Source organism: Collinsella aerofaciens (genome assembly GCF_040910325.1).
GTDB classification, from domain to species: Bacteria; Actinomycetota; Coriobacteriia; order Coriobacteriales; family Coriobacteriaceae; genus Collinsella; species Collinsella aerofaciens_BL.
Window position 1 is genome coordinate 17,610 of the sequence record NZ_JBDGAV010000005.1, and the last position, 26,966, is coordinate 44,575.

General features: G+C 67.6%; 41 protein-coding genes. All 41 read left to right on the forward strand.

Features of this window, described 5'->3' with window-relative positions; all coding sequences use genetic code 11:
- Positions 1-15 precede the first annotated feature (15 nt).
- The 41 genes from AB5Z25_RS03125 (at position 16) to AB5Z25_RS03325 (ending at position 26,945) form a co-directional block, all read left to right on the forward strand.
- Complete coding sequence (locus AB5Z25_RS03125; protein WP_368134764.1) at positions 16-354, forward strand: hypothetical protein; 339 nt, start codon at positions 16-18, stop codon at positions 352-354.
- Between the two features lie 49 nt (positions 355-403).
- Positions 404-604, forward strand: coding sequence for a hypothetical protein (locus tag AB5Z25_RS03130; RefSeq protein WP_117637853.1), 201 nt, complete (start codon positions 404-406; stop codon positions 602-604).
- 88 nt (positions 605-692) lie between these two features.
- Positions 693-893: a hypothetical protein gene (locus AB5Z25_RS03135; protein ID WP_117637854.1), complete on the forward strand. Its 201-nt coding sequence runs from the start codon at positions 693-695 to the stop codon at positions 891-893.
- Positions 881-1,279, forward strand: a complete 399-nt coding sequence (locus AB5Z25_RS03140) for a hypothetical protein (RefSeq protein ID WP_158551308.1) — start codon at positions 881-883, stop codon at positions 1,277-1,279. Before AB5Z25_RS03135 ends, AB5Z25_RS03140 begins: the two co-directional genes overlap by 13 nt.
- Positions 1,276-1,641 carry a RusA family crossover junction endodeoxyribonuclease gene (locus tag AB5Z25_RS03145; protein ID WP_368134765.1) on the forward strand — a complete coding sequence of 122 codons (366 nt, stop codon included), beginning with the start codon at positions 1,276-1,278 and terminating at the stop codon, positions 1,639-1,641. The genes AB5Z25_RS03140 and AB5Z25_RS03145 overlap by 4 nt, the downstream gene beginning before the upstream one ends.
- Positions 1,638-2,195, forward strand: coding sequence for a hypothetical protein (locus AB5Z25_RS03150; RefSeq protein ID WP_117765305.1), 558 nt, complete (start codon positions 1,638-1,640; stop codon positions 2,193-2,195). The genes AB5Z25_RS03145 and AB5Z25_RS03150 overlap by 4 nt, the downstream gene beginning before the upstream one ends.
- A 42-nt stretch (positions 2,196-2,237) precedes the next feature.
- A complete protein-coding gene (locus tag AB5Z25_RS03155; RefSeq protein ID WP_117765307.1) occupies positions 2,238-2,534 on the forward strand; it encodes a hypothetical protein in 297 nt (98 codons plus the stop codon).
- Positions 2,522-3,805 (forward strand): ParB N-terminal domain-containing protein, encoded by a 1,284-nt coding sequence (locus tag AB5Z25_RS03160; RefSeq protein ID WP_368134766.1) that lies wholly within the window; start codon positions 2,522-2,524, stop codon positions 3,803-3,805. Before AB5Z25_RS03155 ends, AB5Z25_RS03160 begins: the two co-directional genes overlap by 13 nt.
- The gene (locus tag AB5Z25_RS03165; protein ID WP_368134767.1) at positions 3,806-4,816 is read left to right on the forward strand and encodes a DUF1351 domain-containing protein; all 1,011 of its coding nucleotides are present in this window, start codon (positions 3,806-3,808) and stop codon (positions 4,814-4,816) included. It begins immediately after the preceding gene.
- A gap of 1 nt (position 4,817) precedes the next feature.
- On the forward strand, positions 4,818-5,390 hold the full coding sequence (locus AB5Z25_RS03170) for an ERF family protein (protein WP_229071509.1): 573 nt from the start codon (positions 4,818-4,820) through the stop codon (positions 5,388-5,390).
- The gene (locus AB5Z25_RS03175; protein ID WP_117637860.1) at positions 5,391-5,744 is read left to right on the forward strand and encodes a hypothetical protein; all 354 of its coding nucleotides are present in this window, start codon (positions 5,391-5,393) and stop codon (positions 5,742-5,744) included.
- Positions 5,741-6,313 (forward strand): single-stranded DNA-binding protein, encoded by a 573-nt coding sequence (locus tag AB5Z25_RS03180; protein ID WP_117765311.1) that lies wholly within the window; start codon positions 5,741-5,743, stop codon positions 6,311-6,313. Before AB5Z25_RS03175 ends, AB5Z25_RS03180 begins: the two co-directional genes overlap by 4 nt.
- A gap of 19 nt (positions 6,314-6,332) precedes the next feature.
- The gene (locus AB5Z25_RS03185) at positions 6,333-7,034 is read left to right on the forward strand and encodes a conserved phage C-terminal domain-containing protein (protein ID WP_368134768.1); all 702 of its coding nucleotides are present in this window, start codon (positions 6,333-6,335) and stop codon (positions 7,032-7,034) included.
- Positions 7,018-7,746 carry an ATP-binding protein gene (locus tag AB5Z25_RS03190; RefSeq protein ID WP_117637863.1) on the forward strand — a complete coding sequence of 243 codons (729 nt, stop codon included), beginning with the start codon at positions 7,018-7,020 and terminating at the stop codon, positions 7,744-7,746. The genes AB5Z25_RS03185 and AB5Z25_RS03190 overlap by 17 nt, the downstream gene beginning before the upstream one ends.
- A complete protein-coding gene (locus AB5Z25_RS03195) occupies positions 7,733-8,119 on the forward strand; it encodes a hypothetical protein (protein WP_368134769.1) in 387 nt (128 codons plus the stop codon). Before AB5Z25_RS03190 ends, AB5Z25_RS03195 begins: the two co-directional genes overlap by 14 nt.
- Positions 8,116-8,364: a hypothetical protein gene (locus AB5Z25_RS03200; protein ID WP_147336072.1), complete on the forward strand. Its 249-nt coding sequence runs from the start codon at positions 8,116-8,118 to the stop codon at positions 8,362-8,364. Before AB5Z25_RS03195 ends, AB5Z25_RS03200 begins: the two co-directional genes overlap by 4 nt.
- A gap of 11 nt (positions 8,365-8,375) precedes the next feature.
- Positions 8,376-8,585, forward strand: a complete 210-nt coding sequence (locus AB5Z25_RS03205; RefSeq protein WP_152067355.1) for a DUF3110 domain-containing protein — start codon at positions 8,376-8,378, stop codon at positions 8,583-8,585.
- Positions 8,582-8,773 (forward strand): hypothetical protein, encoded by a 192-nt coding sequence (locus AB5Z25_RS03210; protein ID WP_368134770.1) that lies wholly within the window; start codon positions 8,582-8,584, stop codon positions 8,771-8,773. Before AB5Z25_RS03205 ends, AB5Z25_RS03210 begins: the two co-directional genes overlap by 4 nt.
- Before the next feature lie 2 nt (positions 8,774-8,775).
- Positions 8,776-9,282 carry a hypothetical protein gene (locus AB5Z25_RS03215; RefSeq protein ID WP_368134771.1) on the forward strand — a complete coding sequence of 169 codons (507 nt, stop codon included), beginning with the start codon at positions 8,776-8,778 and terminating at the stop codon, positions 9,280-9,282.
- A 2-nt stretch (positions 9,283-9,284) separates the two neighbouring features.
- Complete coding sequence (locus AB5Z25_RS03220) at positions 9,285-9,470, forward strand: hypothetical protein (RefSeq protein WP_368134772.1); 186 nt, start codon at positions 9,285-9,287, stop codon at positions 9,468-9,470.
- Positions 9,467-9,688, forward strand: coding sequence for a hypothetical protein (locus AB5Z25_RS03225; protein ID WP_118349161.1), 222 nt, complete (start codon positions 9,467-9,469; stop codon positions 9,686-9,688). The genes AB5Z25_RS03220 and AB5Z25_RS03225 overlap by 4 nt, the downstream gene beginning before the upstream one ends.
- Complete coding sequence (locus AB5Z25_RS03230; protein ID WP_264297873.1) at positions 9,685-9,819, forward strand: hypothetical protein; 135 nt, start codon at positions 9,685-9,687, stop codon at positions 9,817-9,819. Before AB5Z25_RS03225 ends, AB5Z25_RS03230 begins: the two co-directional genes overlap by 4 nt.
- A 103-nt stretch (positions 9,820-9,922) precedes the next feature.
- Entirely contained in the window at positions 9,923-10,645 is a 723-nt protein-coding gene (locus AB5Z25_RS03235) for a hypothetical protein (protein ID WP_368134773.1), read from the forward strand.
- 29 nt (positions 10,646-10,674) lie between these two features.
- Positions 10,675-11,106, forward strand: coding sequence for a hypothetical protein (locus AB5Z25_RS03240; RefSeq protein WP_117765325.1), 432 nt, complete (start codon positions 10,675-10,677; stop codon positions 11,104-11,106).
- A complete protein-coding gene (locus AB5Z25_RS03245) occupies positions 11,090-12,373 on the forward strand; it encodes a PBSX family phage terminase large subunit (protein WP_117765327.1) in 1,284 nt (427 codons plus the stop codon). The genes AB5Z25_RS03240 and AB5Z25_RS03245 overlap by 17 nt, the downstream gene beginning before the upstream one ends.
- Before the next feature lie 155 nt (positions 12,374-12,528).
- A complete protein-coding gene (locus tag AB5Z25_RS03250) occupies positions 12,529-13,887 on the forward strand; it encodes a phage portal protein (protein WP_368134774.1) in 1,359 nt (452 codons plus the stop codon).
- A 50-nt stretch (positions 13,888-13,937) separates the two neighbouring features.
- Positions 13,938-15,563: a phage minor capsid protein gene (locus AB5Z25_RS03255; protein WP_368134775.1), complete on the forward strand. Its 1,626-nt coding sequence runs from the start codon at positions 13,938-13,940 to the stop codon at positions 15,561-15,563.
- Entirely contained in the window at positions 15,560-15,760 is a 201-nt protein-coding gene (locus AB5Z25_RS03260) for a hypothetical protein (RefSeq protein ID WP_271748655.1), read from the forward strand. The genes AB5Z25_RS03255 and AB5Z25_RS03260 overlap by 4 nt, the downstream gene beginning before the upstream one ends.
- Before the next feature lie 202 nt (positions 15,761-15,962).
- On the forward strand, positions 15,963-16,520 hold the full coding sequence (locus AB5Z25_RS03265; RefSeq protein WP_368134776.1) for a phage scaffolding protein: 558 nt from the start codon (positions 15,963-15,965) through the stop codon (positions 16,518-16,520).
- A gap of 3 nt (positions 16,521-16,523) precedes the next feature.
- A complete protein-coding gene (locus tag AB5Z25_RS03270; RefSeq protein WP_368134777.1) occupies positions 16,524-17,408 on the forward strand; it encodes a hypothetical protein in 885 nt (294 codons plus the stop codon).
- Positions 17,409-17,422: 14 nt separating this feature from the next.
- The gene (locus tag AB5Z25_RS03275) at positions 17,423-17,575 is read left to right on the forward strand and encodes a hypothetical protein (protein ID WP_368134778.1); all 153 of its coding nucleotides are present in this window, start codon (positions 17,423-17,425) and stop codon (positions 17,573-17,575) included.
- The gene (locus AB5Z25_RS03280; RefSeq protein ID WP_368134779.1) at positions 17,565-17,924 is read left to right on the forward strand and encodes a hypothetical protein; all 360 of its coding nucleotides are present in this window, start codon (positions 17,565-17,567) and stop codon (positions 17,922-17,924) included. Before AB5Z25_RS03275 ends, AB5Z25_RS03280 begins: the two co-directional genes overlap by 11 nt.
- 32 nt (positions 17,925-17,956) lie before the next feature.
- Complete coding sequence (locus tag AB5Z25_RS03285; RefSeq protein WP_368134780.1) at positions 17,957-18,250, forward strand: putative minor capsid protein; 294 nt, start codon at positions 17,957-17,959, stop codon at positions 18,248-18,250.
- Between the two features lie 2 nt (positions 18,251-18,252).
- Positions 18,253-18,603 (forward strand): minor capsid protein, encoded by a 351-nt coding sequence (locus AB5Z25_RS03290; RefSeq protein ID WP_118349157.1) that lies wholly within the window; start codon positions 18,253-18,255, stop codon positions 18,601-18,603.
- A 1-nt stretch (position 18,604) separates the two neighbouring features.
- Entirely contained in the window at positions 18,605-19,003 is a 399-nt protein-coding gene (locus AB5Z25_RS03295) for a phage tail terminator protein (protein WP_161160593.1), read from the forward strand.
- Positions 19,004-19,005: 2 nt separating this feature from the next.
- Entirely contained in the window at positions 19,006-19,722 is a 717-nt protein-coding gene (locus tag AB5Z25_RS03300) for a phage tail tube protein (protein ID WP_368134781.1), read from the forward strand.
- Between the two features lie 108 nt (positions 19,723-19,830).
- Positions 19,831-20,334 (forward strand): hypothetical protein, encoded by a 504-nt coding sequence (locus tag AB5Z25_RS03305; protein WP_368134782.1) that lies wholly within the window; start codon positions 19,831-19,833, stop codon positions 20,332-20,334.
- Positions 20,334-20,990: a Gp15 family bacteriophage protein gene (locus AB5Z25_RS03310; RefSeq protein ID WP_161160595.1), complete on the forward strand. Its 657-nt coding sequence runs from the start codon at positions 20,334-20,336 to the stop codon at positions 20,988-20,990. The genes AB5Z25_RS03305 and AB5Z25_RS03310 overlap by 1 nt, the downstream gene beginning before the upstream one ends.
- Before the next feature lie 2 nt (positions 20,991-20,992).
- Entirely contained in the window at positions 20,993-23,683 is a 2,691-nt protein-coding gene (locus AB5Z25_RS03315) for a phage tail tape measure protein (RefSeq protein ID WP_368134783.1), read from the forward strand.
- A complete protein-coding gene (locus AB5Z25_RS03320; RefSeq protein WP_117637885.1) occupies positions 23,680-24,393 on the forward strand; it encodes a distal tail protein Dit in 714 nt (237 codons plus the stop codon). Before AB5Z25_RS03315 ends, AB5Z25_RS03320 begins: the two co-directional genes overlap by 4 nt.
- Positions 24,393-26,945, forward strand: coding sequence for a phage tail spike protein (locus AB5Z25_RS03325; protein WP_368134784.1), 2,553 nt, complete (start codon positions 24,393-24,395; stop codon positions 26,943-26,945). The genes AB5Z25_RS03320 and AB5Z25_RS03325 overlap by 1 nt, the downstream gene beginning before the upstream one ends.
- Positions 26,946-26,966 lie beyond the last annotated feature (21 nt).

A 26,966-nucleotide genomic window follows, 5' to 3' on the forward strand; every position in this document is an offset into this window, starting at 1 on the left:
AAAAGGAGACACACCATGACCACCAAGAGCCACCAGCCCGAGTTCGCCGCCGAGATCATCGGCAAAACGCTCGACTACCTCACCGACGACCGCAAGCGCGTGGCCGTCAACTTCGAGCTGGCCGAGAACGGCTGCATGGAGGAGACGCACGTCAGCCTCAAGCGCCGCATCGCGGCCATGTGGGGCTTCCAGACGAGCGGCATCGAGCTTCTGGAGGCGAGCACGACCTGGTTCGAGCTCGGCGGCATGCAGTTCAACGTCTACAACTCCGTGCAGTTCAGCGTGAACGGCAAGGGCTGGAGCACCGACTTCAAGACCATCGCGCGCGACACCGCGTACGACGAGAAGGAGTAGGCCATGCTGAACGAGGTGACCGTACGGGGGGGGGTTCACCGCCCTCAACGTGAAGAGCGGCAAGTGCGTGCTGCAGTTTGAGCTGGACCCGAAGTTCCGTGACTTCATCCCCAAGCTGGTGGAGTTCACGGGGCAGATGCTCAACATCCACGTGTACGACGACCAGGAGGTGATGTTCGTGGATAGGGACACCGGTGAGGTCGCCTACGAGGACGCCCCGCTGCTTCTGCCGGGCGTCGCGGGCGAATGACCCCGATACAGCGCGCCATGTGCGACGAGTGCGCCGCCATGATGCGCGAGTTCTACAAGGACCCAGAGAACGAGAGGAAGTTCCAGGAATGGAAAAGATCAAGGGAAAGAGGGTGCGCGTCGCAGCCGGCAAGCGAAAGACGCGCACCGCAACGGTTCACTTCCGAACCGAGACCAGTGTAACACCCGAGCAGCGCCGCGAGAGGCTGCAGGCCGTTTTCGCCGCCCTGTTCGTCTGCGCGTGCATCGCCGCCACATGGGCGCTGGAGGCAACAGTATGGCCGAGGTAGACGCCAAGGCCCAGGCCCTCGTGGCCAAGGCGTGCGGCTGGGTTGCCTCGAACCCCGATACATGGGCGAAGCTGCGCCGCATCTGCTACCGCCTGATGCTGGAGGGCCACGTCATCCAGCGCGACAACGTGTACACCCTGGCGTGCCAGAACGGCATGACCGTGAGCGAGGCCAGCGAGTTCAAGCGCGACCACAACCTGTGGAGCGTGCTGTCCCGCTACATGGTGCTGCAGCGCCCCTCCATGCTGGCCGCCGTGAGCTTCCGCCGCACGCCGGTGGACTCCGTGGACCTGGTGGGCACGTGGGAGGCCATCGTGGGCCCAGCCGTTTTCGCCGCCTCCACGCTAACCGAGGCGCAGGGCATCTACGACAGGGGCGCGCAATGAGGTGCACCGTCACGGTCGAGGGCCGAATGCCGAGCCTGAACGACTACATCAGCGCCGAGCGCGCCAACCGCTACAAGGCGGCGGCCATGAAGAAGCGCGAGACGGCGCGCGTGAGGGCGGCGGTCATGCAGCAGCGAGCGCCGCGCTTCGAGCGCCGGGTGACCGTGCGCACCACGTTCTACGAGCCCGACATGCGCCGCGACGCCGACAACGTGGGCTTCGCGCGCAAGTTCGTGCTCGACGGCCTGGTGGCGGCGGGCGTAATCAAGGACGACTCCCGCAAGTACGTGGAGCAGTGCCCCGACAGGGTGCTCACCGACAGGGCGCGCCCCCGCGTGGTCGTGGAGGTGAGCGACGAGTGACCCGCCGAGACAAGGGCAGGCCGCACAGGGCGTGGCGCAAGGCCGACCTCGACCGCATAGCCGAGCTGGCGGGAAAGGTGCCCGCCCGCGAGATTCGCCGCGAGCTGCGGCTGTCCAAGAACCAGTTGGATAACGCGCGGCGCGTGATCAACGCCAGCGGCGGCCACGTGTCCCTGCGCTGCTACCGCCACCGCCTGGAGCTGTGCCCGTCGTGCGGGTGCCGCAGGGCGACCCTCGGCAAGGACGGCATCTGCGAACCGTGCAGACGCCAGCAGCAGCTTGAGGCCATAGAGGCCCGCATAGCCGAGCTGCTGCCGAGGCTGACCGCAGAGGAGCGCCGCACCTACGAGCGCACCGAGTGCGGCCGAGAGAGCCGCGCCGACCCCATGCCGCAGGCCCCGGACACCTCGGGCATGAGCCGCTACGCCGCCGACAAGGCAGCAGAGGCGCACGACGAGGCCATGGAGCGGTGGCTGTGCCGTTACCTGTACCGCAGGGTCAAGGCGGCGCAGAAGCGCAAGGAGCGCATAGAGAAAAAAGTTCCGAAATCCTGAAAAGTTTTTATCACTTTTAGTTTTCCCAGTTAGGAGACCCAAATGCTCACGGAAATCATCAGCAAGACCGTCGCGGACAAGACGGTGGACAGCATCCTGAAGCGCATCGAGCGCGCCGTCCCCGTGCCCGAGCCGGGCGACGGCGGCTTCGACGCCGCCATGCGCCAGGCGTTCAACATGGGGGCCGCCTGCATGGCCGCGCAAATCAAGAACGGCCCCGTGCCCACCAAGCGCATCGCGCTCATGGGCGAGGTTGCCCGCGTGGCGTGCCGCGCCCGCCTGGTGGGCATGGAGTGCCGCGTGGTCGTAGACGAGGAGGCCCGCGCATGCAATCGCTAGAGGAGGTCGCGATCTGCGACGTGTACCCCTACGAGCGCGCCGACGGCGAGCCGATGAACCCGCGCGACTTCACCACCAGGGAGAGCGCCGAGCACATCGCGGGCCTGGCCGCGCAGTTCAAGGCCAACCGCCTCAACCCCGGCCAGCCCGTCATGAAGCCCATCCTGTACAAGGAGGGCGGCATCTACTGGATCATCGACGGCGAGTGCCGCGTGCGCGCCATGCGCTCCATCGGCACCGAGCGGTTCCTGGCCGAGGTCTACGACGACCTGGACGACGCCGAGCTGGCGCGCGTGGAGGCCGCCAAGGCCATGGTGGAGACCGACGCCAAGCTGGGGCTGACCGCCGAGGAGAAGTCGCGCGGCGTGCAGACCATGCTGGCGCTCGACATTCCCGACGAGGAGGTGGCCGTGGCCGCCCGCACCGATGCGGGCACCGTGGCCAAGGCGCGCCGCGCCGCCCGCAGGGTGCAGGACGCCGCCTACGACATGACGCTCGACCGCCTGGCGGCCATCGCCGAGTTCGAGGGCGACGACGAGGCCGTGGCCGAGCTGCGCGACTGCAAGCAGTCCGAATGGCAGCGCGTGTACGCCGGCCTGAAGGCCGAGGCCGAGCAGAGGCGCAACCGCGCCGAGGTGGTGGCGGTGCTTGCCGACGCGGGCGTCGAGTTCGTCGACGAATGCCCCGAGGGCTTCGCCGCATGCCGCACGTTTTCCGACTACCGCCCCGACCTGGCGGCGCTGGACGCCTACGTGGCCGACAACGCGGGCGCGGGGCTTCTGGCCGAGGAGACGCCGTTCGGCGTGACCCTGCTGGCGCCGGTGGCCGAGGGGGCCGACGAGGCCGCACAGGCCGCAGCCCAGCGCAAGGCCGACTTCCAAGCCGCCTACGAGGACGGCGCGAAGGCCCGCCGCGAGTGGCTTGCCGCCCACGCGGGCGACCTCAAGTCGATGCGCCGCACGGCTCTGGCGCTGACCGCGTTCGCCATGGAGGCCGAGGCCGTGGAATCGTTCGAGGAGTTGCTGGGCCGACCCATCGACCGCACGCCCACCGAACTGGCCGTGGCCATGGGCTGGCGGGCAGCGTGGAGCATGAGCGGCTGGACGGCCTGGAGCCTCATGGAAGGCGGCAGCTCCGTGTACTTCAACCGAGCGACGGTCGAGAACGTGACCATCATCTACGAGGCCATGAAGGCCGACGGCTACGAGCCGAACGCGGCCGAGACGGAAACCTACGAGGCGTGCATGGCGCGCCTGGGAAGCGAGGAGTAAATGAGCGAAGCAGTTGAGGCCGAGATCATCGAGCCCGAGGAGGCGTCAGAGCTGACCGTGGCGTACTCCCCCGCCGTGATCGAGGCCAACTTCGACGCCCTGGAGGCGCACGTGCGCAGGCTGGTGGCCGACTACGAGGGCGCGACCTACGACATGGGCAAGGACGAGAACGTGAAGGCCGCCAAGCGCGACCGCGCCTACCTCAACGGCATCGCCAAGGAGATAGACGAGCGCCGCAAGGCCGTGAGCCGCGAGTACACGAAGCCCCTGGCCGCGTTCGAGGACAGGTGCAAGGCCGTGGCGGGCATCGCGAAGCAGGCAGCCGACGGCATCAAGGCGCAGCTGGACGAGGCCGAGGAGGAGCGCCAGCTGCGCGCGTACGCCAAGCTGCGGGAGCACTACGAGGAGTTCGCCGGGCTGCTGGCCCCCGTCGTGCCCTATGAGCGTTTCCACGAGAAGCAGTGGACCAACAAGACCTTCGGCGAGGTGAAGGCATTCAAGGCCCTGGAGGCCAAGGTAGAGCGCCTGGCCCAGGACTGGGAAACCCTCAAGGCGCAGTTCCAGGGCGAGCCGTTCTACGACGAGGCCGAGCGCGAGCTGTTCGCCACCCTGGACCTGGGCGCGGCCATAACGGCGGCGCACAAGGCCGAGGAGGAGCGCCGGCGCATCGCCGAGCTGAAGGCGGCCATGGAGCCGGAACCCGTGGAAGAGCCCGAACCCGAACCCGAAGCGATGCCCGAGCCTGCGGAATGCCAGCCCGCAGAGTTCCCGCAGCCGCTTGAGCAGATGCCCGAGCCGCAGCCCGCGCCCATGCCCGCCCCGGTGCCGCCAGCGCCGCCCGCACCGGCACCCGTGGCCATGGCGGGCGACCCGTGGACGGTCGTGGTGCCGTGCGCCACGCGCGAGCAGATGCAGGGCGTCGCGGCGGCCCTCAAAGCGCAGGGCGTCGTGGGCACCATCATGCACGGCACGGTGGGCCAGGTTTACGAGCGAATGAACGGAGGCTACTAGCATGACCCAGGAACAGCAGCCCATCGACCTCATGGCGGCCGTTGCCCGCGTGCAGCGCGCCGTGGTGGTGCCCAAGGCCAAGTACAACGCTTTCGGCAAGTTCAGCTACCGCAGCTACGAGGACATAGTGGCCGCGCTGAAGGAGCCGTGCGCCAAGGAGGGCCTGGCGTTCTTCATGACCGACGAGCTGGTGCAGATAGGCGACCGCTACTACGTGAAGTCCACGGCGTGCGTGTTCCCCGCCGAGGGCGGCGAGGGCCTGCTGCAGGTGAGCGCCTACGCCCGCGAGGACGAGCACAAGAAGGGCTCGGACGACGCCCAGGTGACCGGCATGGCGTCGAGCTACGCCCGCAAGTACGCGCTGTGCGGCGCATTCGCCATCGACGGGCAGAGCGATCCCGACGCCATGGAGGAGCAGCCCGCGCCCGAGGAGAAGCAGCCGCCCGCAGACGGCCCCTTCACGGCCCACTGCCGCAGCTGCGGGGCGCGCTACCAGTTCGCCAGCATGCCGCAGTACATGGAGTTCGTGGCCAACAGCCCGTGCTGCCCGCGCCCCGACTGGCAGGTGGAGTAGATGCAGGCGCTCACCGAGGAGCTGGACGAGCTGACCGACAGGCTGGAGGCCGAGCTGAAGACCTGCAAGGAGTCGGGCTGCCAGTACGCCGAGAACGAGGCCGAGTACCGCAAGGCCCTGCGCATCGCCATCCTGAACGAGCGCCAGAAGGGCACGCCCGTCACCATCATCGGCGACGTGTGCCGGGGCCAGGAGCAGATAGCGGAGGCCAAGCGCCGCCGCGACTGCTCCGAGGCCATCTACAAGGCCTCGCAGGAGGCCATCAACGTAATCAAGCTGCGTATCCGCATGGTAGACGCGCAGATCACCCGCATCTGGAACAGCGGGGACGTAACCCAAGGAGGGTATCTATGAGCATCAACCGCGTGTGCATATCCGGCAACCTGACCCGCGACCCCGTGCTGCGCTCCACGTCTGGCGGCATGTCCGTGCTGTCCATGGGCGTGGCCGTCAACGACCGCCGCAAGAATCAGCAGACCGGGCAGTGGGAGGACTACCCGAACTTCGTGGACTGCACGCTGTTCGGCACCCGCGGCGAGAAGCTGGCGCAGTACCTCGCCAAAGGCAGCAAGGTGGCCATCGAGGGCAAGCTGCGCTACCGCAGCTGGAACGACCAGCAGACCGGTCAGAAGCGCAGCGCGCTGGAGGTCGTGGTGGACGAGCTGGAGTTCATGAGCGGCCAGCAACAGCAGCAGGGCTACGCGCCGCAGCAGTACGCGCCCCAGGCGGCCCCGCAAGCGCCGCAGGCCCGCACGTACGGCCAGGGACGCCCCGCCCCGGCACCTGCGCCGCAGCAGCCCGCCTACGCGCCGCAGCCGGCCACTCAGCAGGCGTACGCGCCGCAGCAGCCCGCGCCGCAGCAGCAGGCCATGCCGCAGCAGCAGGCCATGCCCGATCTGTACGACGAGGATATCCCGTTTTAGGGAAGGCGACGGCGACACTATGGGCATGGTTATACACGACGACTTCTGGGCGGCCGCGCAGGCCATGCCCGAGAAGCAGCGCGCGCCGTTCATCTACGCCATCGTCGAGTACCGGTTTACGGGCAAGGAGCCGCAGGGCAGCCCCGCGTGGCTGCCTACCTTCCTGGTGCTCAAGGGCAGGCTCGACATGGGCGACGAGAAGAGCGAGCGCGCAAGGAAGGCGGCCAACGCCCGCTGGGGCAACAGGCCGGGGAAGGAAGACGCGGTGGACGATGCGGCGGCACGGGCGCAAGCCGATGCGCAAGCACATGCGGGAGCATATGCTGATACAGATGCAGCCGCACATGCGCAAGCAGATGCGGATGCACATGCAGGCGCATCGAGTTGCGGCAATGCAGAGGTTGAGGTTGAGGTTGAGTATATAGATAACCCCTTAATCCCCTTTGACGAAATCGTGCATGCGCTCAACGAGGCAGCCGGCACCCGCTACCGCTCAAGCAGCGCCAAGACCCGCAGGCTGATACACGCCCGCTGGGCCGAGGGCTACCGCCTCCCCGACTTCCTGGCCGTCATCGACACGATGGCGGCCGAGTGGGCGGGCGACCCGAAGATGGCCAAGTACCTGCGGCCCTCCACGCTGTTCTCGCCGAAGTTCGAGGACTACGTGAACCGCGGCCCGAGGACCCGGAAGGAGGTCGACGGCTATGCCGAGTACGACTGAGTGCCCCCACTGCGGGGCGCAGCTGGAGGTCCGCTACGTGGTGCTGGCTGGCCGCCGCACCTTCTGCGGCTGGAAGCCGTGCGGCTGCCCGGGTGCCGTGGCGGAGCGCGACGAGCGTTCGCGCCTTGAGGCCAGGGCCAAGGCCGAGGAGGCCGCAGCCAAACGCCGCCGGGCCTACGAGCGGGCCGGAATCAAGCCCCGCTTCATGACAGCCGCCTCCCCCATGGCCGAGGGCATTGCCGCGAAGGTTGAGCAAGGGCGCGGGGCGTACATCTGCGGCCCCGTGGGAACCGGCAAGACCCACCTGGCGAGCGCCGTGGCGCGGCTCCTGGTGGACGGCGGCACCAGCGTGAGGGTGACCGACATGCTGGGCGTGCTGGCCGCCATCAAGGGCACCTACGGCGGCGACGGCACCGAGGACGGCGTGCTGTCCAGGCTCTCCCGCGTGGGGTGCCTTGTGCTGGACGACCTGGGCAAGGAGTCCCCCACCGACTGGACGCTGGGGCAGGTGTTCCGCGTCGTGAACGACAGGTACGAGAACATGAGGCCCGTGGTCGTGACCACGCAGTACGGCAAGGGCGACCTCATACGCCGCCTGGCCAAGAACGGCGACGAGGAGACGGCGGTGGCCATCGTGAGCCGCCTGTCGGAGATGTGCGACAAGTACGAGCTGCAAGGCAAGGACAGGAGGCTATCGAATGGCAAACGTTGACACGCTGCCCGAGATCCTGCGCCCCCTCATGGAGGGGCCGAGCATCGAGACGCCCAGGTGTGGCGCGCCGTGGCCGCTCAACCGCCACCACATCGTGAGGCGCGGGGCGGGCAAGCTGTTCCGCGACGGGCGCGAGGTTCCCAAGCCCACGGTGATGCTGTGCGGCAGCGGCAACGGCAGCGGCTGCCACGGGCTGGCGCACGCCAACCGGCTGCACTTCCGCTGGGTCAGGGCCGAGCAGAGGTTCAACCGCCCCGCCCCGCCGGGCTCGGGGCACTGGGAGTACCTGCTGCTGCCGGAACCGACCAAGTACGCGGATGCCCTGGCCATGGACGGCTGGGGTCGGCTGCCGAGGGACAGGCGGTGCATGTGAGCGGGTACGAGCCTTCAAGCGGGTGGAACCTCCCGCCCGGTTGCTTCGAGTCCGACCCCAGGGCACCGTGGAACCGGCCCGACCCGTGGGAGGGCCGCACGTGCCGGGAGTGCCGCTTCTGCGGCCGCGTGCAGGGCGCTGGCGGCGAGGCCGTGTGCGCCTGCGACGCCATGACTGGCGGCGGCCCCGACGTGGAGGCGGTAGACGAGACAAGCGAGGCATGCGAGTGCTTCGAGTTCGAATAGGAGACGAAACGATGAAGAAGATCTACGCGGTGGCCACGGAGAGCGACGTGGTGCTGGCGTTCGAGAGCAGATCGGACGCAGACGAGTACGCAGGCGAGCACGACGGCATGGCGGTGCTGCCGGTGCCGTGCGTGGGGGCCTACGAGTACCCCAGCGAGAAGCCGGCCACCGACTGGGACCGAATCGCCGACGCTCTGCCGAAGGGAGGCGAGCAGGCATGAGGCTGTACATGTGCGCATGCGAACGCTGCGGCAAGGAGGTGCCGGCGACCCCGGCGGGTTACGCCAAGATGGTGCTGGGGAACAGCGCGCGAATCGACGGCAAGGCAAGGGCCTTGTGCCCGGAGTGCGCCGAGAGCCTGCGGGCGTGGTTCCTCGCAGGCGCGGCGAAGCCGGAAGGAAGGGAGTAGCCATGGGAATCATCTGCGAGACCTGCGGGCGCGATATCGACGCCCTTGGGCAGGACAACATGGGCGTGGACGCGCCGCTGTGCGAGGACTGCTGGAACGAGCAGCAGGGCCACGCGGTGGCCACGCTGAGGCGCGAGGTTCGCAACCTGAGATTCAAGAACGCCCGGCTGCGTGAGGAGCTGGACGCCGCGACCGAAGAGACGGCCGTGCGGAACCTGCGCCAGGGCATCGAGACGGCCTACGAGCCGAACCGCGAGCGCGCCCTGGCGCTCACGAAGCTGGACGAGTGCGAGTTGTGGCTGGGGCGCTGCGAGCTGAGGGAGACAGCGTCACCGACGCTCAAGGGCGCGGCCCAGGACGCCGCCATGCCTTGCCTCAAGGCCGAAGAGGCGCGCGGTTTCGCGATGCCCGACGTGAACGTGGAGGTGAAGGCCGAGGTAACGGCCGAGGAGTTGGCCAAGAGCCTGCGCGAGGTCATGCAGCCGGCCATGCGGATGGCGGTGGAGTAGCCATGGAGCAGCAGACCGAGAAGCCGAAGCGCCGACCCAGCATCGAGGTGCGCTGCCCGAAGTGCGGCATGCGCGAGATCTGGCACCACCTGCCCAGGGGCGGCGACCGCTGCCGCTGGTGCGGCCACCTGTTCGAGGACTTCACCTACCGCAAGGTCGGGCCGAGCGCGAAGGAGGGGGCGCGATGACGAACTGGGAGCACCTTTTCGGCACGCCCGAGCGGGCCATCCACACGGAGACGGAGTTCCACTCGTGGCCCTTCTTCATCGCCGTGTATGAGACGAGCCGCATGAGCAGCTGCACTACCAGCAAGCGGCTGCTGGCCAGCTTCTGCGAGGAGGCCGACTACCTGGAATGGCTCAAGGCCGAGTACGACGACGGCACCGTCGAGTGGGAGGAGCGATGAACCGCCCGGGATGCAACTGGGGGTGCCTGCTGTTCATAGCGGCGGCGATCGCCATAGACGCGGCGGCCATCTACGCCATAAGGGCGCTGGCGCTCGGGCTCATGGCCATGGCCGTGGCGGCGTGCGGATAGGGGCAACCGAATACGGAAACAGGCAGAGGGCCGTCCTTCGGGGCGGCCTTTTCCGTGCCCGGCGACACGCTTGCGACCATATGGGCCGAGAGATAGGAGACGCATGGCGAGAGGCGAGACATACGAGGAGTTCACGGCAAAGTTCGAGCCGAAGAGGACGACGGACGACTGCTACACCCCGCCCGAGGTGTACGACTGCGTGCTGCGGTGGGCGCACCGGGAGTACGGGTTCGACCTGGCGAAGGTGGCGCGCCCGTTCTATCCGGGCGGCGACTACGAGCGCGAGGAGTACCCGCAGGGCTGCACGGTGGTGGACAACCCGCCGTTCTCCATCCTGAGCAAGATCGTCAAGCACTACCAGGAGCGCGGCGTGGGCTTCTTCCTGTTCGCCCCCACCCTGACGTGCATGAGCATCCGCAACTGCTGCAAGGTCGTGACGGGCGTCGGCGTGACGTACGCCAACGGCGCAAGCGTCAACACGTCGTTCGTGACGAACCTCGACCCCGCCCAGGCTCGCAGCGCGCCCGACCTGCGCTCCGAGCTGAATGCCGCGATAGAGCGCCTGCGCCGCGAGAAGGCCAAGGCGCTGCCGAAGTACGAGTACCCGGACGAGGTGCTGACCGCGCCCATGCTGGCGCGCTACTCCAAGTACGGCATCGACTTCCGCGTGGGGCCGCAGGAGTGCAGCTTCACGAGGGCGCTCGACGCGCAGCGCGTGCAGAACAAGGCGATATACGGCAGCGGCTACCTCATATCAGAGTGTGCAGCCGCAGAGCGTTTCGCGCTTTCGCCGCGCGAGCGCGATGTGATCGCGTCGCTTGGCTAGCGCGAAACTAATCAGGAAGGAGGCCGCAGGTGCCCAAGAAGGACAAGCCGCTCACGGCGAAGCAGGAGGCGTTCGCCCGCGAGATGGCCAAGCCCCGCGCCAAGCAGCAGGACGCGTACCGCGCGGCCTACGACTGCAAGCGCATGAACTACAACTCGATAAGCTGCGCCGCCTCCAAGCTGATGCGCGACCCACGAATCGCGCACAGAATCCAGGAAATCCGCGACGCGGCCGCCAAGGACTGCCGCTGGGAGCTGCAGGACGCGGCCGCCCCGCTGTTCGAGGTGCTGGACGGCGCGCTGCCCATCTTCCGCCGCCAGGCGGCCGAGGGCAGCATCAACGGCGACGCGCGCCTGGCCATAACCGAGAGCGTGAAGCTGCTCAACGACATGTTCGGCGTGGACGGCGCGAAGGCCGCCATGGCGGAGGCGGGGGTGACCATCGTTGACGACCTCGGTTAGGCTCTCGGACGTCGTGGCCTCCGTGTTCGCCGGCGTGTGGCGCTCCATCAAGGCGCACGAGTTCACGCACTACTGGTTCAAGGGCGGGCGCAACTCCACCAAGTCGTCGTTCATATCCATCGCCATCGTGCTGCTGATCATGCTCAACCCGGAGGCCAACGCCGTCGTGCTGCGCAAGGTCGGCAACACGCTGCGCACGTCCGTGTACGAGCAGATAGGCTGGGCGTGCGACGTGCTGGGCGTGGCGCACCTGTTCGACTTCGGCCTGTCCCCCATGGAGGTGACGTACCGCCCCACCGGGCAGGTCATACGCTTTGTGGGATGCGACAAGCCGAAGAAGCTGAAGTCCGCGAAGTTCCGCACCGGCTACTGCGCCGTGGTGTGGTTCGAGGAGGTAGACGAGTTCGACGGCATGGACGAGGTGCGCAGCGTGCTGGCCACGTTCCTGCGCGGCGGCGACATGTTCTGGGTGTTCTACAGCTACAACCCTCCCCGCTCGGCTCGCAACTGGGTGAACAAGGAGGCGCGCGACCTGGAGGCCCACCCGGGCGAGGACGGGCGCTTCATATGCCACACCACGTACCTGGACGTCATAGACGAGCACCCCGAGTGGATAAGCGCCGCGGCGCTGGCGGAGGCCGAGCGCAGCCGCCGCAAGACGCCCGACTCCTACCGCTGGCAATGGCTCGGCGAGGTCATCGGCACGGGCTCCGAGGTGTTCCCCGACGAGCTGCTGGACATACGCCCCATCACCGCGGAGGAGCGCGCGTCCATCGCCCTGCGCTCGTTCGGCGTGGACGCGGGCAGCGTGCACCCCTGGGTGTTCATGGAGGCGGGCTACGACGAGAACGAGCGCGTGCTGTACCTGCTGGACGAGGAGAGCCGCCAGGGAACCGAGGCCATCGACGTCAAGACCGCCGAGCTGGTGGCGGCCAAGCTGCAGGCGGCCGAGGACCCCGCCGCCGACGTGTGGTGCGACAGCGCGGCGCGCGGCATGATCCTCTACTACCAGGAGCAGGGCATCGGCGCGCAGAAGTCGCTCAAGCAGGGCCTGAACGCGCCCAAGAGCCGCATCAGGTGGATGCAGAACCTTACGCGCATAGTCATCGACCCCGACCGCTGCCCGCTCGCCGCCAAGGAGTTCCCCGAGTTCGAGTACGTGTCGAACGGGCAGGGCGACATAACCGAGACACTGCCGAAGGTGAACGACGACGCGATAGACGCGGCGGGCTACGCCGCAGGACTGTGGATAAGGAGCAACCTCTGATGGAGAAGCGAGGCAACACGGGCTACGCCGAGGCGTGGCTGCGCCGCATGGGATACCAGCCGGACACCCGCATGCAGGGCATGGTGGGCGTCTGGTTCGGCTGGTTCGCGGCGAACAACGGCTGGTACCACTACAGCGAGCGGCGCGGCTTCCGCGTGTACAAGCGCGAGCGCGCCAGCCTGCATCCGGCGGCGCTCGTGGCCGACGAGTGGGCCAGTCTGCTCATGAACGAGAGCACGATCATCTCCAGCACGAGCGACGAGCGCCGCGCCTGGATGGCGCGCTACTTCGCCAACCCCAAGGCGACGGGCGGCGTCGGCGACGAGGGGCACGAGGACGGCCAGGCCGCGCCGCAGCCGACAGAGGACGGCGACGCGCCCACATCGTTCGCCATGGACAACGCCGACTTCATAGCCCGCGCGTTCGCCATGGGCACGGGCGCGTGGGTCATCGAGCCGCGAGGCGTGACCGACAGCGCCTACACGCCCGACGCCGAGCTGCGCATCGTGCGCTACGACGCCACGCAGATAGTCCCGCTCACGTGGAGCGCCGACGACTGCACGCAGTGCGCGTTCGTGGGCCGCGTGGAGGTCGCCGGGCGCGACTACGACCAGTGCCAGGCCCACGTGCTCAAGGGCGGCACCTACCACATCCTCACGCAGCTGTTCGACACCAAGACGCACAAGCAGGTGGCGGTCGAGGGCATCAGCGCCGACATGGACACGCGCTGCACCCGCCCGCTTTTCGCGCTGGTGCGCCCCGCCGTGTCGAACCGCTTCTACGACTACTGCGCGATGGGCGCGAGCGTGTACTGCAACGCCGTGGGGGCCATGAAGGTGGTCGACGAGGCCGCCACCTCCCTGCTCGACCACATTCGCGTGGGCCGCCCGCGCACGTTCGTGGACAAGACCCTCATAGAGTCCAAGACCGACAAGGGGCCGGACGGCAGCCTCACGAAGACCTACTACGCCTTCGGCGAGGCCGACGACACCATCTTCAGCATGAACCCCGGCGACGAGGGGTCGGCCAAGATTCAGACCGTTCAGAGCGACCTCAAGGCCGACGAGAACGCCAGCGCCATCAACACGGGCCTGCGCCTGCTGTCGGTGGCGTGCGGCTTCGGCAACGGCTACTTCTCCTGGGAGTCGCACACGGGCCTGAAGACCGCCAAGGAGGTGGCGGCCGACAACTCGCAGCTGATGCGATCCATCCACCGGCACGAGAACGCCCTGCGCAAGTCCATCGTGCGCCTCGTGAACGGCATGGCCGACGCGTGCCGCAGCATCAAGGGCGAGGCCGTGCCCTACGGCGACGTCACCGTGGACTTCGACGACTCCATCATCAGCGACACGCAGAGCGCGCGCGAGATGGCCATGAGCGAGGTCGGCGCGGGCATCATGGCCCCGTGGGAGTACCGCCGCCGCTTCTACGGCGAGACCAGCAACGAGGCCAAGGCCAACGTGCCCGAGCAGCAGGGCGGCGCGTTCGACATGCTGGGCGACGGGCTCGCCTGATGCTGGGGCCGGACTACATAGAGCACTTCACCGACGCAGCGCAGGGGGCCATGGACGAATACGCCCTGCGCCTGGTGTGCATCTACGCCGCGCTCATAGGCTCCATCGACTTCGAGGGCGACAGCGCCTACTCGCAGGCCGCCCGCAGGGCGGCGCTTGCCGCCAAGGACGTGCAGAAGGCCATGAACGAGGAGGGCCGCAGAGCCGCGCGCGAGGCTGCCAAGGCTGCGGCCGAGGCCGTGGCCAAGAGCGCCGAGGCCGACCTGGCCACGCTGGGCACGGCCATGGGCGCGCTGTCCAAGACGATGCAGTGGAGGCTGCACAACTCAGCGCGGACCACGGCGGCGGGAGTGCAGGACGTCGTGAGCCGCGACAACCTGAAGATGCCCGCCAACGTGCAGCGCGCCTACCTCGAAGTCGTGGCGCAGGCCGTGGCTCGGGTGAACTCGGGCATGGCGGGCTACGAGCAGGCCACCCGCGAGGCCGTGCTGAAGCTGGCGCGGCGCGGCGTGTCCGTCGTGGACTACAAGAGCGGGGCGTGGGCGCAGGCCGACGTGGCCATGCGCCGCCACATCCGCACCCAAGCGGTGCAGGCGGGCAGCCGCAACACGCTGGAGCTGCTTGAGGAGACCGGGCACGACCTCGTGCAGACCTCCTCGCACGGCGGGGCGCGCGAGAGCCACGCCAAGTGGCAGGGCCGCGTGTTCAGCCTGTCGGGCAAGTCCAAGAAGTACCCGCCGTTCTACCGCGAGACGGGCTACGGCTCTGTCGATGGCCTGTGCGGCGCGAACTGTAAGCATGACTTCGGCATCTACGTGGAGGGCCAGCCGCTGCGCTACGAGCGCGACCCCGACGGAGGCGACGAGAAGCGCGAGAAGCGATACCAGGCCAGCCAACAGCAGCGCGCCATCGAGCGCGAGGTGCGCACCACGAGGCGCGAGGCCGCCGCGCTCGAAGCGGCTGGCATCGACAACACCAAGGAGCGCATGAAGCTGAGCAGACTCCAGCAGAAGCGCCGCGACCTCGTGACGAAGTACCCGCACCTGAACGCAGAGCACGGGCGCGAGAACCCCTACGAGACGGGCAGCAAGGTGTACGCCCTCACCCGCCAGAAGGTGAGCCGCACGGCCTACATGGCGCACCCGAACACCAAGGCGCTCATAGCCGAGGCAGGCGTGAGCCAGAAGCGCGTAGGCGAACTGGTCAAGGCCAGCGGCGATGGCTTCGAGCTGAAAACCGCAGCAGAGCGCCGCGCGGCGCTGGACAACGCCATCAAGCGCGCCAAGGCCGAGAAGGAACGCGACCGGCGCGTGGCGAACGCCGCAGCCATGGAGGTGCACGTAGACAAGCAGGCCAAGCACATCGCGGGCAGCCGCCAGCACGAGCAGTACGTTGCGAACCTGAAGCGCAAGGGCGGCGCGTACAAGGAGCCGAGCGGCATCACGGTGACGCTTGAGGAGGTGCGCGACCTCATAGCGAAGCATGCGGGCACGGGCACGGCGCAGACCACCAGAAGCGGCAAATGGAGCGGGCGCGAAACATGCGACGCCGGGCGTGTGATCGGCTACGTGATAGGCGATAATGGGGAGCACATACCGACGACGCGCTTCACCATCCACTACGCCGACGGCGACGTGCACATAGTCCCGACCAAACCAGAGGAGGCACAGCAATGAACCTGAACGAAACGCTGAAATACTACGGCAAGCAGGTGCGGGTGACGTGCACCGACGGCGAGGAGTACCGGGGCAGGTACGACTGGTACCAAAGCGACGCCGAATCGCTAGACGAGCCCAATGCCATCGGCATAGAGGGCGCGGGCATCATCACCGAGATACCCATCGACGAGGTGGCGAGCATCGCCGCCCTGTAGCGAAGCAACGGCAACCGAACAGCGACACGGCATCAAGGCCGCCCACCACGGGCGGCCTTTTCTTTTGCCTGGCGACACCTCGGGGAAGATGCAGGCACGCGATGGGGCGGCGACAACATGCCCCGCACGCGACCACGGCGACAACGGTGGGCCATCCAAGCGCGCAGGGAAGCGCGACAACCAAACACGGAAGGAGCAAGCGATGGCTGAAGACAACAAGCCCCAGGGAAACGAGGGCGGCGAAGGCCAGCAGACCGAGCCCCAGAAGGAGGTCGTGTCCTACGCGAAGTACAAGCGCGAGACCGACGAGTACCAGGAGCAGGTGAAGGCCCTCAAGGCCGAGCTGGAGCAGCGCGACAAGCAGATCGAGGAGTTCACCTCCAAGGCGGGCAACGCCGAGGAGCTGCAGGCCGCGCTCGACAAGGCCAAGGCCGACAACGAGGCGTACAAGGCCGACGCCGAGAAGCGCGAGGCCGACATGCGCCGCGACTTCGCCATCGACACCAAGCTGACGCAGATGGGGGTGCGCAACGCCAAGGCGGCGCGCGCGATCATCCCGAACATCGCCGACGCGAAGCTGGACGAGCAGGGCAACCTCACGGGCATCGACTTCGAGGCCCTGAAGAAGGACAACGCCTACATGTTCACCGACCAGCCCCGCGAGAGCGCGGGCGGCGACCCCAAGGGCGGCGCAGGCTCCGACGGCCTGGCCGACTTCCGCGCAGCTTTCGGACTCACCGACGAATCTACGAAGGAGTAAATCATGCCAAACAGCATCGAACTGCCCAAAGGCTACGAGAACGTACTCATGGAGGCGTACCGCAAGGAATCCCTGACCGCCGTGCTGGAGAGCGCCGCGCCGCAGGGCAACATCGCGCAGATGGAGCAGCTGGGCGAGTTCTACTACCCCGTCTACTCCATGGGCGGCCTGGGCGACGTGCAGGCCAACGGGCGACTGCCGCAGAACAGCGGCGCGTCCCTGACTTGGAAGCCCATCAGCGCCAACTACGACCGCGGCACCATCCTGGAAATCGACCAGAAAGTGGACGCCCAGTCCTTCAACCTGGCGTTCGGCAACGCCGCCGCGCACTTCAACCGCACCAAGGTGGTGCCCGAGGGAGACGCGTTCGTGTTCTCCACGCTGTGCGCGGGCACCGGCATCACCAAGGAGCAGAAGACCTACGCCGACGGCGCGGACATGCTCAAGGGCCTGAACGCCGCCATGTGCGACATGGACGAGAAAGAGGTGCCGGAAGAGGGCCGCGTGCTGTTCATCACCCCCACCCTGCTGGGTATGGTGAAGGACCTGGACACCACCAAGTCCCGCGAGGCGCTGGACGGCTTCTCCTCCATCGTGAAGGTGCCGCAGTCCCGCTTCTACAGCGCCATCGACCTTTTGGACGGCACCACCAAGGACGAGGAGATCGGCCACTACAAGAAGGGCACCGGCGCGGTGGACATGAACTTCCTCATTGTCCACAAGGACGCCGTGGTGCTGCGCTGGAACTTCGCGCACGGCAAGGTCATCGACGCAGAGGACAACCAGCAGGGCTTCGGCCACCTGTTCAAGTACCGCAAGTACGGCGTGTGCGGCGTCCGCGAGAACCTGGCGCACTACATCACCGCAGGCATGAAGGCGGCGGCCTAGGAAGGAGGCGCGACATGCGCACAGTTGGACTGGCCTTCGAGAAGGAGGCCCCGAAGAAAGCCAGGCCCGCCAAGGGCAAGGCGGAAAAGCCCGAGGCGAAGGCCGCAGACGGGCAGCCCGCCGAGAAGGCAGAAAAGCCCGAGGCGGCCGAGGACGATGGAAACTAGAGCCCCGACCCACGAGGACTACCTGGCAGCCGGGCGCGGGGAGCTGTCCGCCGAGGAGTTCGAGGCGGCGCTCCCCCACGCGCTGGCCTGGGTGCGCGACCTGATCTTCCCCAACGAGCCGGACGGCTCAAAGGAGTGGGCGCAGGCGGTCATGGCGGCCTGCGAGGTCGACGCCGCGTACGGATGCTCGGGCGGGGCCATGGAGGGCGGCGGGTTCACCGTCGGCTCATTCACGTGGTCGCCCGGCACCGAGCAGGCCAGCACCTACCGCAGCGACATGGAGGCCGCCGTCCGCCGCGAGCTGCTGGGCACGCCGCTGCTCTATACGGGCATCGGGGGCGCGAGATGATGCGGGTGCCGCGCTCGGCGCGGCCCTCCACCATGTCCGTCAAGGTGCCCAGGGATGGCGGCTACGGCGGCGAGTTCGAGCAGCCCGTCGAGGTGCGCCGCGTGCGCTTCGAGCCCGTCTCGGCGTGGCTCGTGCGCGAGTACGCCCTGGGCGACGGCGCGCAGGGCCTCGTGATAGCGGACGGCGCGGACAGCCCCGGCATGTTCGACGTGCCAGTGGGCAGCCGCGTGAGCATCGACGGGGGCGAGTGGATGAACGTGGCGAGGTGCACGCCCCGCCGCGCGTTCGGCACCCGTCCCCACCACTGGGAACTGGAGGTGAGGTAGCCATGCCCGCAGCAGTTACGGTCGACCTGACCAAGCTCATGAAGCGTTTCAGCGCGAAGGAGCTGGAGGCCAAGCAGGTGAAGTTCGCCATGAGCGTGGCCGAGGACATGAACGCGTTCACGCCAGAGGACACCAAGCGCATGCACAACTCCATGCAGGCCGCCTCCGACTTCAGGCAGGGCCTCGTCATATGGGACGCCGACTACGCCGCCTACGTGCGCGACCTGCCCGACAGCTCCATCAAGCACGGCAAGAACCCGAGGGCCAAGGCCGACTGGCCGAAGGCCGCGAAGGAAGCGCACGGCGAGGACTGGGAGCGCCTGGCCGTCGACCTCCTGACCGAGGGGGCGTGACATGGCCCCGGACGTGATGGAGGCGGCGAAGGCCGCCATAGAGGCCCTGGGCTACGGCCCGGTGCTCCTCACCCGCCTGGCAGCATCGCGCGGCCACGACGACGCGGTGGTGCTGAGGCCCATGCCCACGGCCGACGCGGTGCGCCACATGGACGGCACCCGCCGTGTCGGATACGTGCTGCAGGTCATCGTGAAGGACACCTCCGAGGCCAAGGCCATGGGCGACGCCTACGACCTGGCCGACGCGCTGGACGGGGCCGACCTGTCCTCGCCCACCGGCTCCTACGGCTTCACCAGCGCGGCGCTGTACACAGAGCCGCAGGAGATAACGCCGCCGGAGGGCGGGCCGTACCTGTGGGAGTTCCGAATCAAAGCGACCATAACCATAGAGAAGGGATAACGATGGCAAAGAAACAAGACCTGGGCTTCGCGCCCAACTACATGAGCGCGCTGGAGATCGACACCACGCCAGACGCGGCCAGCCCCACGTGGGCCATCTTCTCGCGCGGCATCACCGAGGTGAAGCCGACCACCAACGAGACCACCGAGACCAAGGACTACTACGACGGCTACGGCACTCCCACCGACAAGGTGAAGAGCGTGCAGCCGCAGTACGAGGTCACAGGCGACCGCTGCTACGGCGACCCCGCGCAGGACTTCGTTGCCAGCCTGGCGCTTGAGACCGGCGAGGGCCGCACGGGCCACTTCCGCCACACCGACCCCAACGGCGACGTGGTGGAGGGCGACTGCACCTACCTGGGCCTGACCGTCGGCTCGCAGCAGGGCGCGGCGTCCGACCCCGGCGCGTTCTCCTGCACAATCTCGGGCGCTGGCGCTATGCGCTACATCCCCGCCAACAAGCTCAAGCAGCCCACGGGCGTCACCTGCACCGCGCCGACCGGCCCGTCCGTGGGCAAGTCCATGAAGCTCGCGCCGACCGTCACGCCCGCCGAGGCGAACGCCAAGTGCTTCTTCGCATCGGGCAACACCGACGTGGCCACCGTCGACAGCGACGGCAACGTGACGGGCGTGGCCGCAGGCGAGGCGGTCATCACCGTGCGCTGCGCGTCCAAGCCGAGCATCTGCACGCAGGTGAAGGTCACCGTGGCGGCGAAGTAGCCGCAGGCGACACCAGACATAACCTCCTGGACATGGGGGCGCGGGCTAGTGAGCGGCCCGCGCCCCTTTTCTATGCCCGACGCTCACCGCTCACGAAAGGGGCAACAAATGGAACTTCTGAAAAACATCCGCGCGTACGAGGACGTGTTCTTCGAGGGCCCCGAGGAGAACCCCGACACGCCGCGCTTCCGCGTGTGGTTCGACGACAAGCACATCGAGGAGTACCTGGCCAAGGTCGGCAACGCCATCGACCGCGCGCAGGCCAACGAGCAGATGGCCCGCGAGGCCGACACCCCCGAGAAGGCGGCCGAGGCCAACGCCGCGCAGGCCCGCCTCATGAAGCGCACCATCTCGGCGTTCATCGGCACCGAGGGCTGGGAGCAGCTGCTCGCGTGGATGGGCGGCGACGAGGGCCCCATCGCGCCCGAGGAGAACATCCGCATCCTGGGCGAGGTCTTCGCCACGTTCCTCAACATGTTGGCGCGCCACGCGACCAGCGAGCAGCTGATGGCGTGCGGCCTTGCATACAGCGAGCGCGCCGATCAGGTCCAGGCGCTCAACCGCGCCCAGCGCCGCGCCAAGGCCAAGCGCAAGAAGAAGGGCGGCAAGTAATGCTGCCAGCCGCGCTCACGGCCGAGCGGGTGCGGCTGCCCGACGGCACGAGCGCCACGCGCTACCCGTGGAACGGCGAGGAGGTGCTGGTGCGCGATGACGCGCTCACGATCATCCGCGTCATCGAGGTGCTGACCGACGAGGGCAAGTCCGACGACCAGCGCCGGGACGAGTTCCTGGCGCTGTTCTTCGTGGACTGGGCGGACGCGTGGTGCGCATGCGACTACGACGCCGCCGAGTTCGTGCGGATGCGCGACGCGGCGGTATGGGACATGTGCGGACTCGACCTGACCGGCGACCGCCCGCACGAGACCCCGCTGTGGGACTTGGAGGAGGACGCGGCGCGCATACGCACCAGCTTCCGCCAGGCCTACGGCATCGAGTGGGACGAGGTGCGCGGTCGCATCAGCTTTGCCGAGTTCGTGGCACTCGTGGGCGGCTGCCCGCAGGACACGCCGCTCGGCGCGGCCATCCACTACCGCAACCCGGCGACCAAGCCGAAGCCAACCAAATACAACAGGCAGGAGGTCGAGGCCTGGAACGCCGCCCACAAGGCGTTCGAACTCGGCAAAGGCCGCAGCTCACACGGCTCTGAGGAAGGAAGCGACGCGGCGATGCGCGATGTGTTCGCCGCGCTCAAGAGAGCGACGAGGTGAGCATGGACGGCAACGTCATCATCAAAGCGGTGCTCGACACCGTTGACGTATCCAAAAACATCAAGGCCCTGGAGCGCGACCTCCAGGGCATCTCCTGGAAGAACATAACCGAGGGCGACGAGAAGGCCGCGAAGCTGTCGTCCTCGTTCAAGAAGGCCGGCACGGCCGCCACGGTGACGCTGACCGCGCCCGTGGTGGCCGCCGGCAAGGCCGTGTTCGGCGTGGCCAGCGACTACGAGCAGGCCAACGCCCGCATAGCCGCCGCGTTCGGCGTGTCCGGCGAGGAGGCCGAGCGTTTCAGCGGCATAGGCAAGCGCATATACGAGGGTGGCTGGGGCCAGTCCCTGGACGAGGTCAACGATGCGCTGATCCAGTGCAAGTCCACCCTTCGCGACGTGTCCGACGAGGACCTGCAGACCGTCACCACCAACGCACTCATGCTGTCGGACACCTTCGGCGCAGACGTGAACGAGTCCATACGCGGCACCAACGCCCTCATGGAGGGCTTCGGGCTGTCCGCCACCGAGGCCAGCGACCTGCTGACGGCGGGCATGCAGCGCGGCCTGAACTACACAGACGAGCTGGGCGACAACCTGAGCGAATACTCCGTGCGATGGGGCGAGGCGGGAATGAGCGCCAGCGAGTACTTCTCGCTGCTCGAAGCGGGCACGTCCAACGGCGCGTACAACCTGGACAAGGTGGGCGACTACCTCAACGAGTTCCTGACGGCGCTGTCCGACGGCCGCATGGAGGAATCCATCGGCTCGTTCAGCGAGGGCACGCAGGAGGTCTTCGAGAACTTCAAGAACGGCAGCGCCACCGCCGAGGACATGCTGCAGGCGGTGCTGGGCGACCTCACGCAGATGCCAAACGAGTACGACAAGGCCGCGCTGGCCTCCACCCTGTGGTCCTCGCTGGGCGAGGACAATGCCATGGGCATGATCGAGTCCCTGGCTGGCGTGCAGGACAGCTTCGGCGACGTGGCGGGCGCTGCGCAGCAGGCCCAGGAGGCCGCCTCCGACAGCTTCGCCGTGAAATCGCAGGAGGCCATGCGCGAGCTGCAAGGCTCCATCGAGCCGCTTGGCGAGCCGCTGCTCAACATCGCCACCAACGTGGCGGGTGTCGTCAAGTCGTTCTCCGAGTGGTTCGCCGGCATCGGCGAGGGCGGCCAGACCGCCGTGCTGGCGATCGCCACGATAGCGGCCGCCATAGGCCCCGTGCTGTCGACGGTCGGCACCGTCGTGGACACCGTGCCGAAAATCGGAGCGGCCTTCCAGGTGGTCGGCAAGCTGGGCACCGGCGCGCTGGGGCTCATAGCCGCGCACCCCGTGGTAGCGGCCATAGCGGCCATCATCGCCGCCGTGGTGCTGCTGTGGAACAACTGCGAGGAGTTCCGCGACGCGGTGACCGCCGTGTGGGATGCCGTGTGCGCCGCGTTCGAGGTGGCCATCCAGGTGGCGGGCGACGTGGCCCAAAGCGTCGGCGAGTTCTTCTCGCAGCTCGGCGAGAAGCTGGGCGGCGTGTGGGACGGCATCTGCTCCACGGTGCAGGGGGCCATCGACGCCATATCCGGGTTCTTCCAAGGCCTGGCCGGCACCGCCTCGTCCATCTGGGACGGCATCTGCAACGTGGTGCAGGTCGCCGTGATGCTGCTGGGCGAGATTCTGAACCTGGCCATCGAGACGCTGCTCATACCCTGGAACTTCATCTGGGAGAACTTCGGCGAGCAGCTGACGGCGGCATGGGACGCAATCTGCAGCGCGGTGGGAAGCTACATCGACGCGGTGAGCCAGGTCATCACCGACGTGGTGACGGCGCTCTCCGAATGGTGGGGCGCGACGTGGGAAGGCATCAGCGGCACCGCCAGCGCCATATGGGAGGCCATCTACGGCGCGGTGAGCGCATACATCCAGTACGTTAGCGACGTGATAGGCGCGGCCCTTTTGGTCATCCAGGGCGTGTGGGACACGGTGTGGGGCGCGGTGAGCTTCACCGCCTCCAGCATATGGGACGCCATCAGCTCGGCGATAGGCGCGGCCATCAATGCCATCAGCTCCACCATATCGGCGGTGCTGTCGGCAATTCAGGCGGTGTGGAACTCCATATGGGGGGCCGTGAGCAGCACGGCGTCGAGCGTGTGGGGCGGCATCAGCTCCACCATATCCAGCATCGTGAACGGCATCCGCGACACGATCTCCAGCGTGTTCAACGCCGCCAAGGACACCGTGAGCAGCGTGTGGAACTCCATCAAGAGCGCCATCGAGACGCCGATACAGAACGCCCGCGACACCGTGCGCAACGTCATCGACTCCATCAAGGGGTTCTTCAACTTCTCGTGGTCGCTGCCCCACTTGAAGCTGCCGCACCTGTCCATCTCCGGCAGCTTCAGCATCGCCCCGCCGAGCGTGCCGCACTTCGGCATCGACTGGTACGCCAAGGGCGGCGTGTTCAACGGCCCCAGCGTCATCGGCGTCGGCGAGGCGGGCCCCGAGGGCGTGGTGCCGTTCAACGAGCGCGGCGCGCGCCCGCTGGCCGAGGGCATCGCCAAGCTGCTCGACGGCAAGGGCGGCGCGGCCCATGGCGACACGAACGTGACAATCAACCTGTACGCGACCGTGCGGGAGGAGGCCGACATCGAGAAAATCTCCCGCCAGATAGCCAAGGAAATCAAACGGCAGGAGTGCTTCGCATGATATACAACGGCTTCGACTTCGCGCCGTGGTTCGACACCCGGCTCGTGACCCGCTCGCTGCTGCCCGAGTACGAAATCGCCACGCGCGACGTGCCCGGGCAGCCCGGCTCGCGCTTCATGCGCGCAGAGCTGAAACCCCTGACGATAGACGTGGCGGCGGCCTGGAGGGCGCGCCCCGCCGACGACATGGCGGCCCTTCGCCGCCTCATGGCCTCGCGCCTGCTGTGTCTCAAGGAGGCCGAGCTGTGGCTGGACGACGAGAGGCACCTGGGCCTGCGCTACATGGCCGTGCTGACCTCGCCGGGCGCGCTCGACACGTTGTGGCACACCGGCGAGGCCACGCTGACGTTCACGGCATACGACCCCGTGGCCTACGGGGCCGAGGGGCGCGCAACCGTGTCGGGCACCTCGGGCGTGCAGGTGGGCGGGACGTTCCGCACCTACCCCACCGTGACCGTCAGGCCCGGCGGCAGCACGTCGGCGCTGCGGCTGACGAACATGGGCACGGGCGAATTCGTGCAGATCGACAAGGCGGTGACGGCATCGAGCGCGGTGGTCATCGACATGGCCGCCCCGCAGGCCACGGTGGACGGCAGCCCAGCGCCCGTGACCTTCGAGAGTGACTTCTTCCCGCTGGAGCCGGGGGCCAACAGCCTCAAGCTGTCCAGCGGCACCGCGACGGTACAGTGGACGGAAAGGTACGTGGGCTGATGATTCTGTGGGCATGCGACCGCTGGGAGGCGTACAAGGGACCCATCAAGACGCTGTTCGAGTGCGAGGACACGCGCGAGGTCAACGGCGAGAACGCCCTGAGCATCACAACGCTGGCGCGCCTCGACAAGGGCGACCGCCTGGTGTGGCGCGACCTCAAGGGCCGCTGGCACGAGAACATCGTGGACGGCGTGGAGGAGGAGCGCGCAAGCGCGGGCATCCTCTACACGTACTACTGCCCGACCTCGGCGCAAATCGAGCTCCTGGGCGACTACCTGGAGGACAAGCGCCCCTACGACGTGAGCGCCTACGCCGCGCTGGCCTCGGCGCTGTCCTCCTCGCGCTGGCAGGTCGGAACCGTGGCCGACCTCGGGCAGGCCGGCACGAACTTCTACCACACCAACGCATGGGCGGCCATCCACGACGTGGCAGACACTTGGGGCGGCGAGCTGTCGTTCGAAATCCAGGTGAGCGGCACCAAGGTGACCGCACGCCGCGTGTGCATGGCCAAGCAGGTCGGCGAGGACAACGGCAAGCGTTTCACCTACGCCAAGGACCTCGTGAGCGTCAAGCGCAGCGTGGACGAGGGCAACGTGTGCACCGCCCTGTACGGCTACGGCAAGTCCCTGCAGACCGCCGACGAGGACGGCAACCTGACGGGCGGCTACGATCGCAAGCTGACCTTCGGCGGCGTGAACGGCGGGCAGAACTGGGTGGGGTCGGCCGACGCGTTGGCGCGCTGGGGACGGCCCGACGGCAAAGGCGGCAAGGCGCACGTGTTCGGCGACGTGGAGTTCTCCGACTGCGAGGACGCCGCCGAGCTGAAGAAGCTCACCGAGGCGCAGCTGGCGAAGTCGTGCGTGCCCACCGTGTCCTACACTGTGGACGCCGTGGCGCTTGCGCGCGCCGGCGAGGGCTTCGAGGGCGCGGACGAGGGCGACCTGGTGACCGTGGTGGACAAGGTGTACGACCCGCCGCTGCGCGTGCGCACGCGCATCACCAAGGTGGTGGAGGACCAGCTGCGCCCCGGCGAGGTCACCTACACGTTCGGCAACTACCAGACGGTCGCCGAGCTGATGGCCGCGCAGAAGTCGGCCGCCAAGTCCACCGCCTCGACCATCCGGGCGACCGTGACCGAGGCCGTGAACGCCTCGAACAAGGCATCGACCGGCAAATGGGGCGAGAGCCTGGCGGCCGCCGAGGAGCGCCAGAAGGCGTACGCCAAGGAGGTCGGCGGCACCGCCCAGGACTACACCGACCAGATAAGGGACGAGCTGGACAAGGCCCTCAAGGAGTACGCCGACAACGGGGACACCACGCTGGAGGAGGCGCTGAAGAAGTACTCCGACGACGGCAACCTGGCCCTGGACGAGGTGCTGCGCCTGTACACCGACACGTCGATAGAGCAAAGCGAGAGCGTGCTCAAGCAGATAGACGAGGCCAACAAGGAGTACCTGGAAGGCGTCACGGGCAAGTTGGACGAACGGCTGACGAGCGCCGAGGGCGAGGTGGATGGGCTGCAGAAACAGCTCGACCAGCTGCCGACGGATATCCGCAAGAAGATCGTTGACATGCTCAACAGCGAGGTGAACACCACGGGTGGCTGGGTGTACGAGGAGCCCGGCCAAGGCATCCTGGTGTACGACAAAAAGCCCGAGAGCGCCACCAAGTGCGTCAAGATAGGCGGCGGAATCATCGGCGTGGCCAACTCCAAGTACTCCAGCGGCGCGTGGAAGTGGCGCACGGCCATAACCGGCGACGGCGTGACCGCCGACGAGCTGACCACGGGCCGCATCAAAGGCGGGAACTCGTACTGGGACCTCGACAGCGGGGCCTTCTACCTGCGCGACGGCTCCATCTTCATGACCGACAGCAACGGCAACAGGGTCTATATCAACGCCACCAACGGCTTCCAGATATACGACAAGAACGGCTCCATCATCGCGGGCACCGTGCTGGTGGGCAGCACCTCCATGTTCCGCTGCAACATGGTCGGCACGTCGTCAACCAACTACATCACCACCGGCACGACGACGAGCAACCACCCGGGAGCGTCGTTCGTGAACGGCTCGACCGAGTACTGCACCATCGAGGCCGTCCACGCGAAGGACAGCCCCACGGCGAGCTCGACCGACGGCGTGGGCATATCCGCCTGCGGCTACGGCTTCCTGGCAGTCAACCGCTACTACCGCCAGACGTGGCTGACGACCCCCTACTACGCGGGCTACATGAGCCATCCCGACGAGCAGCTGTACATGAAGAGCGGCAACAGCAACGCGGGCGGCTCGGCGTACGTGAAGCTGCAGGAGAACTCCAACAACTACGTGTACCTGGATAGCAGCCGCGCAGACATTGGGTCGTCGGACACCGCCAGGATACTCGCCCCGAAGTTCGCCATAGGAACCAGTCCGAGCAGCGGCGGCACCTACGGGTACACGGGCTCCACGCAGTTCATCGGGTGCATCACCAACAACGGCAACAACTGGACGTGGGGCACCATCAACGTGGTGAACGGAATCATCACCGGCATGAGCAGCATCACGGGAAACTAGACCAGCGAGAGAGGAAACGGA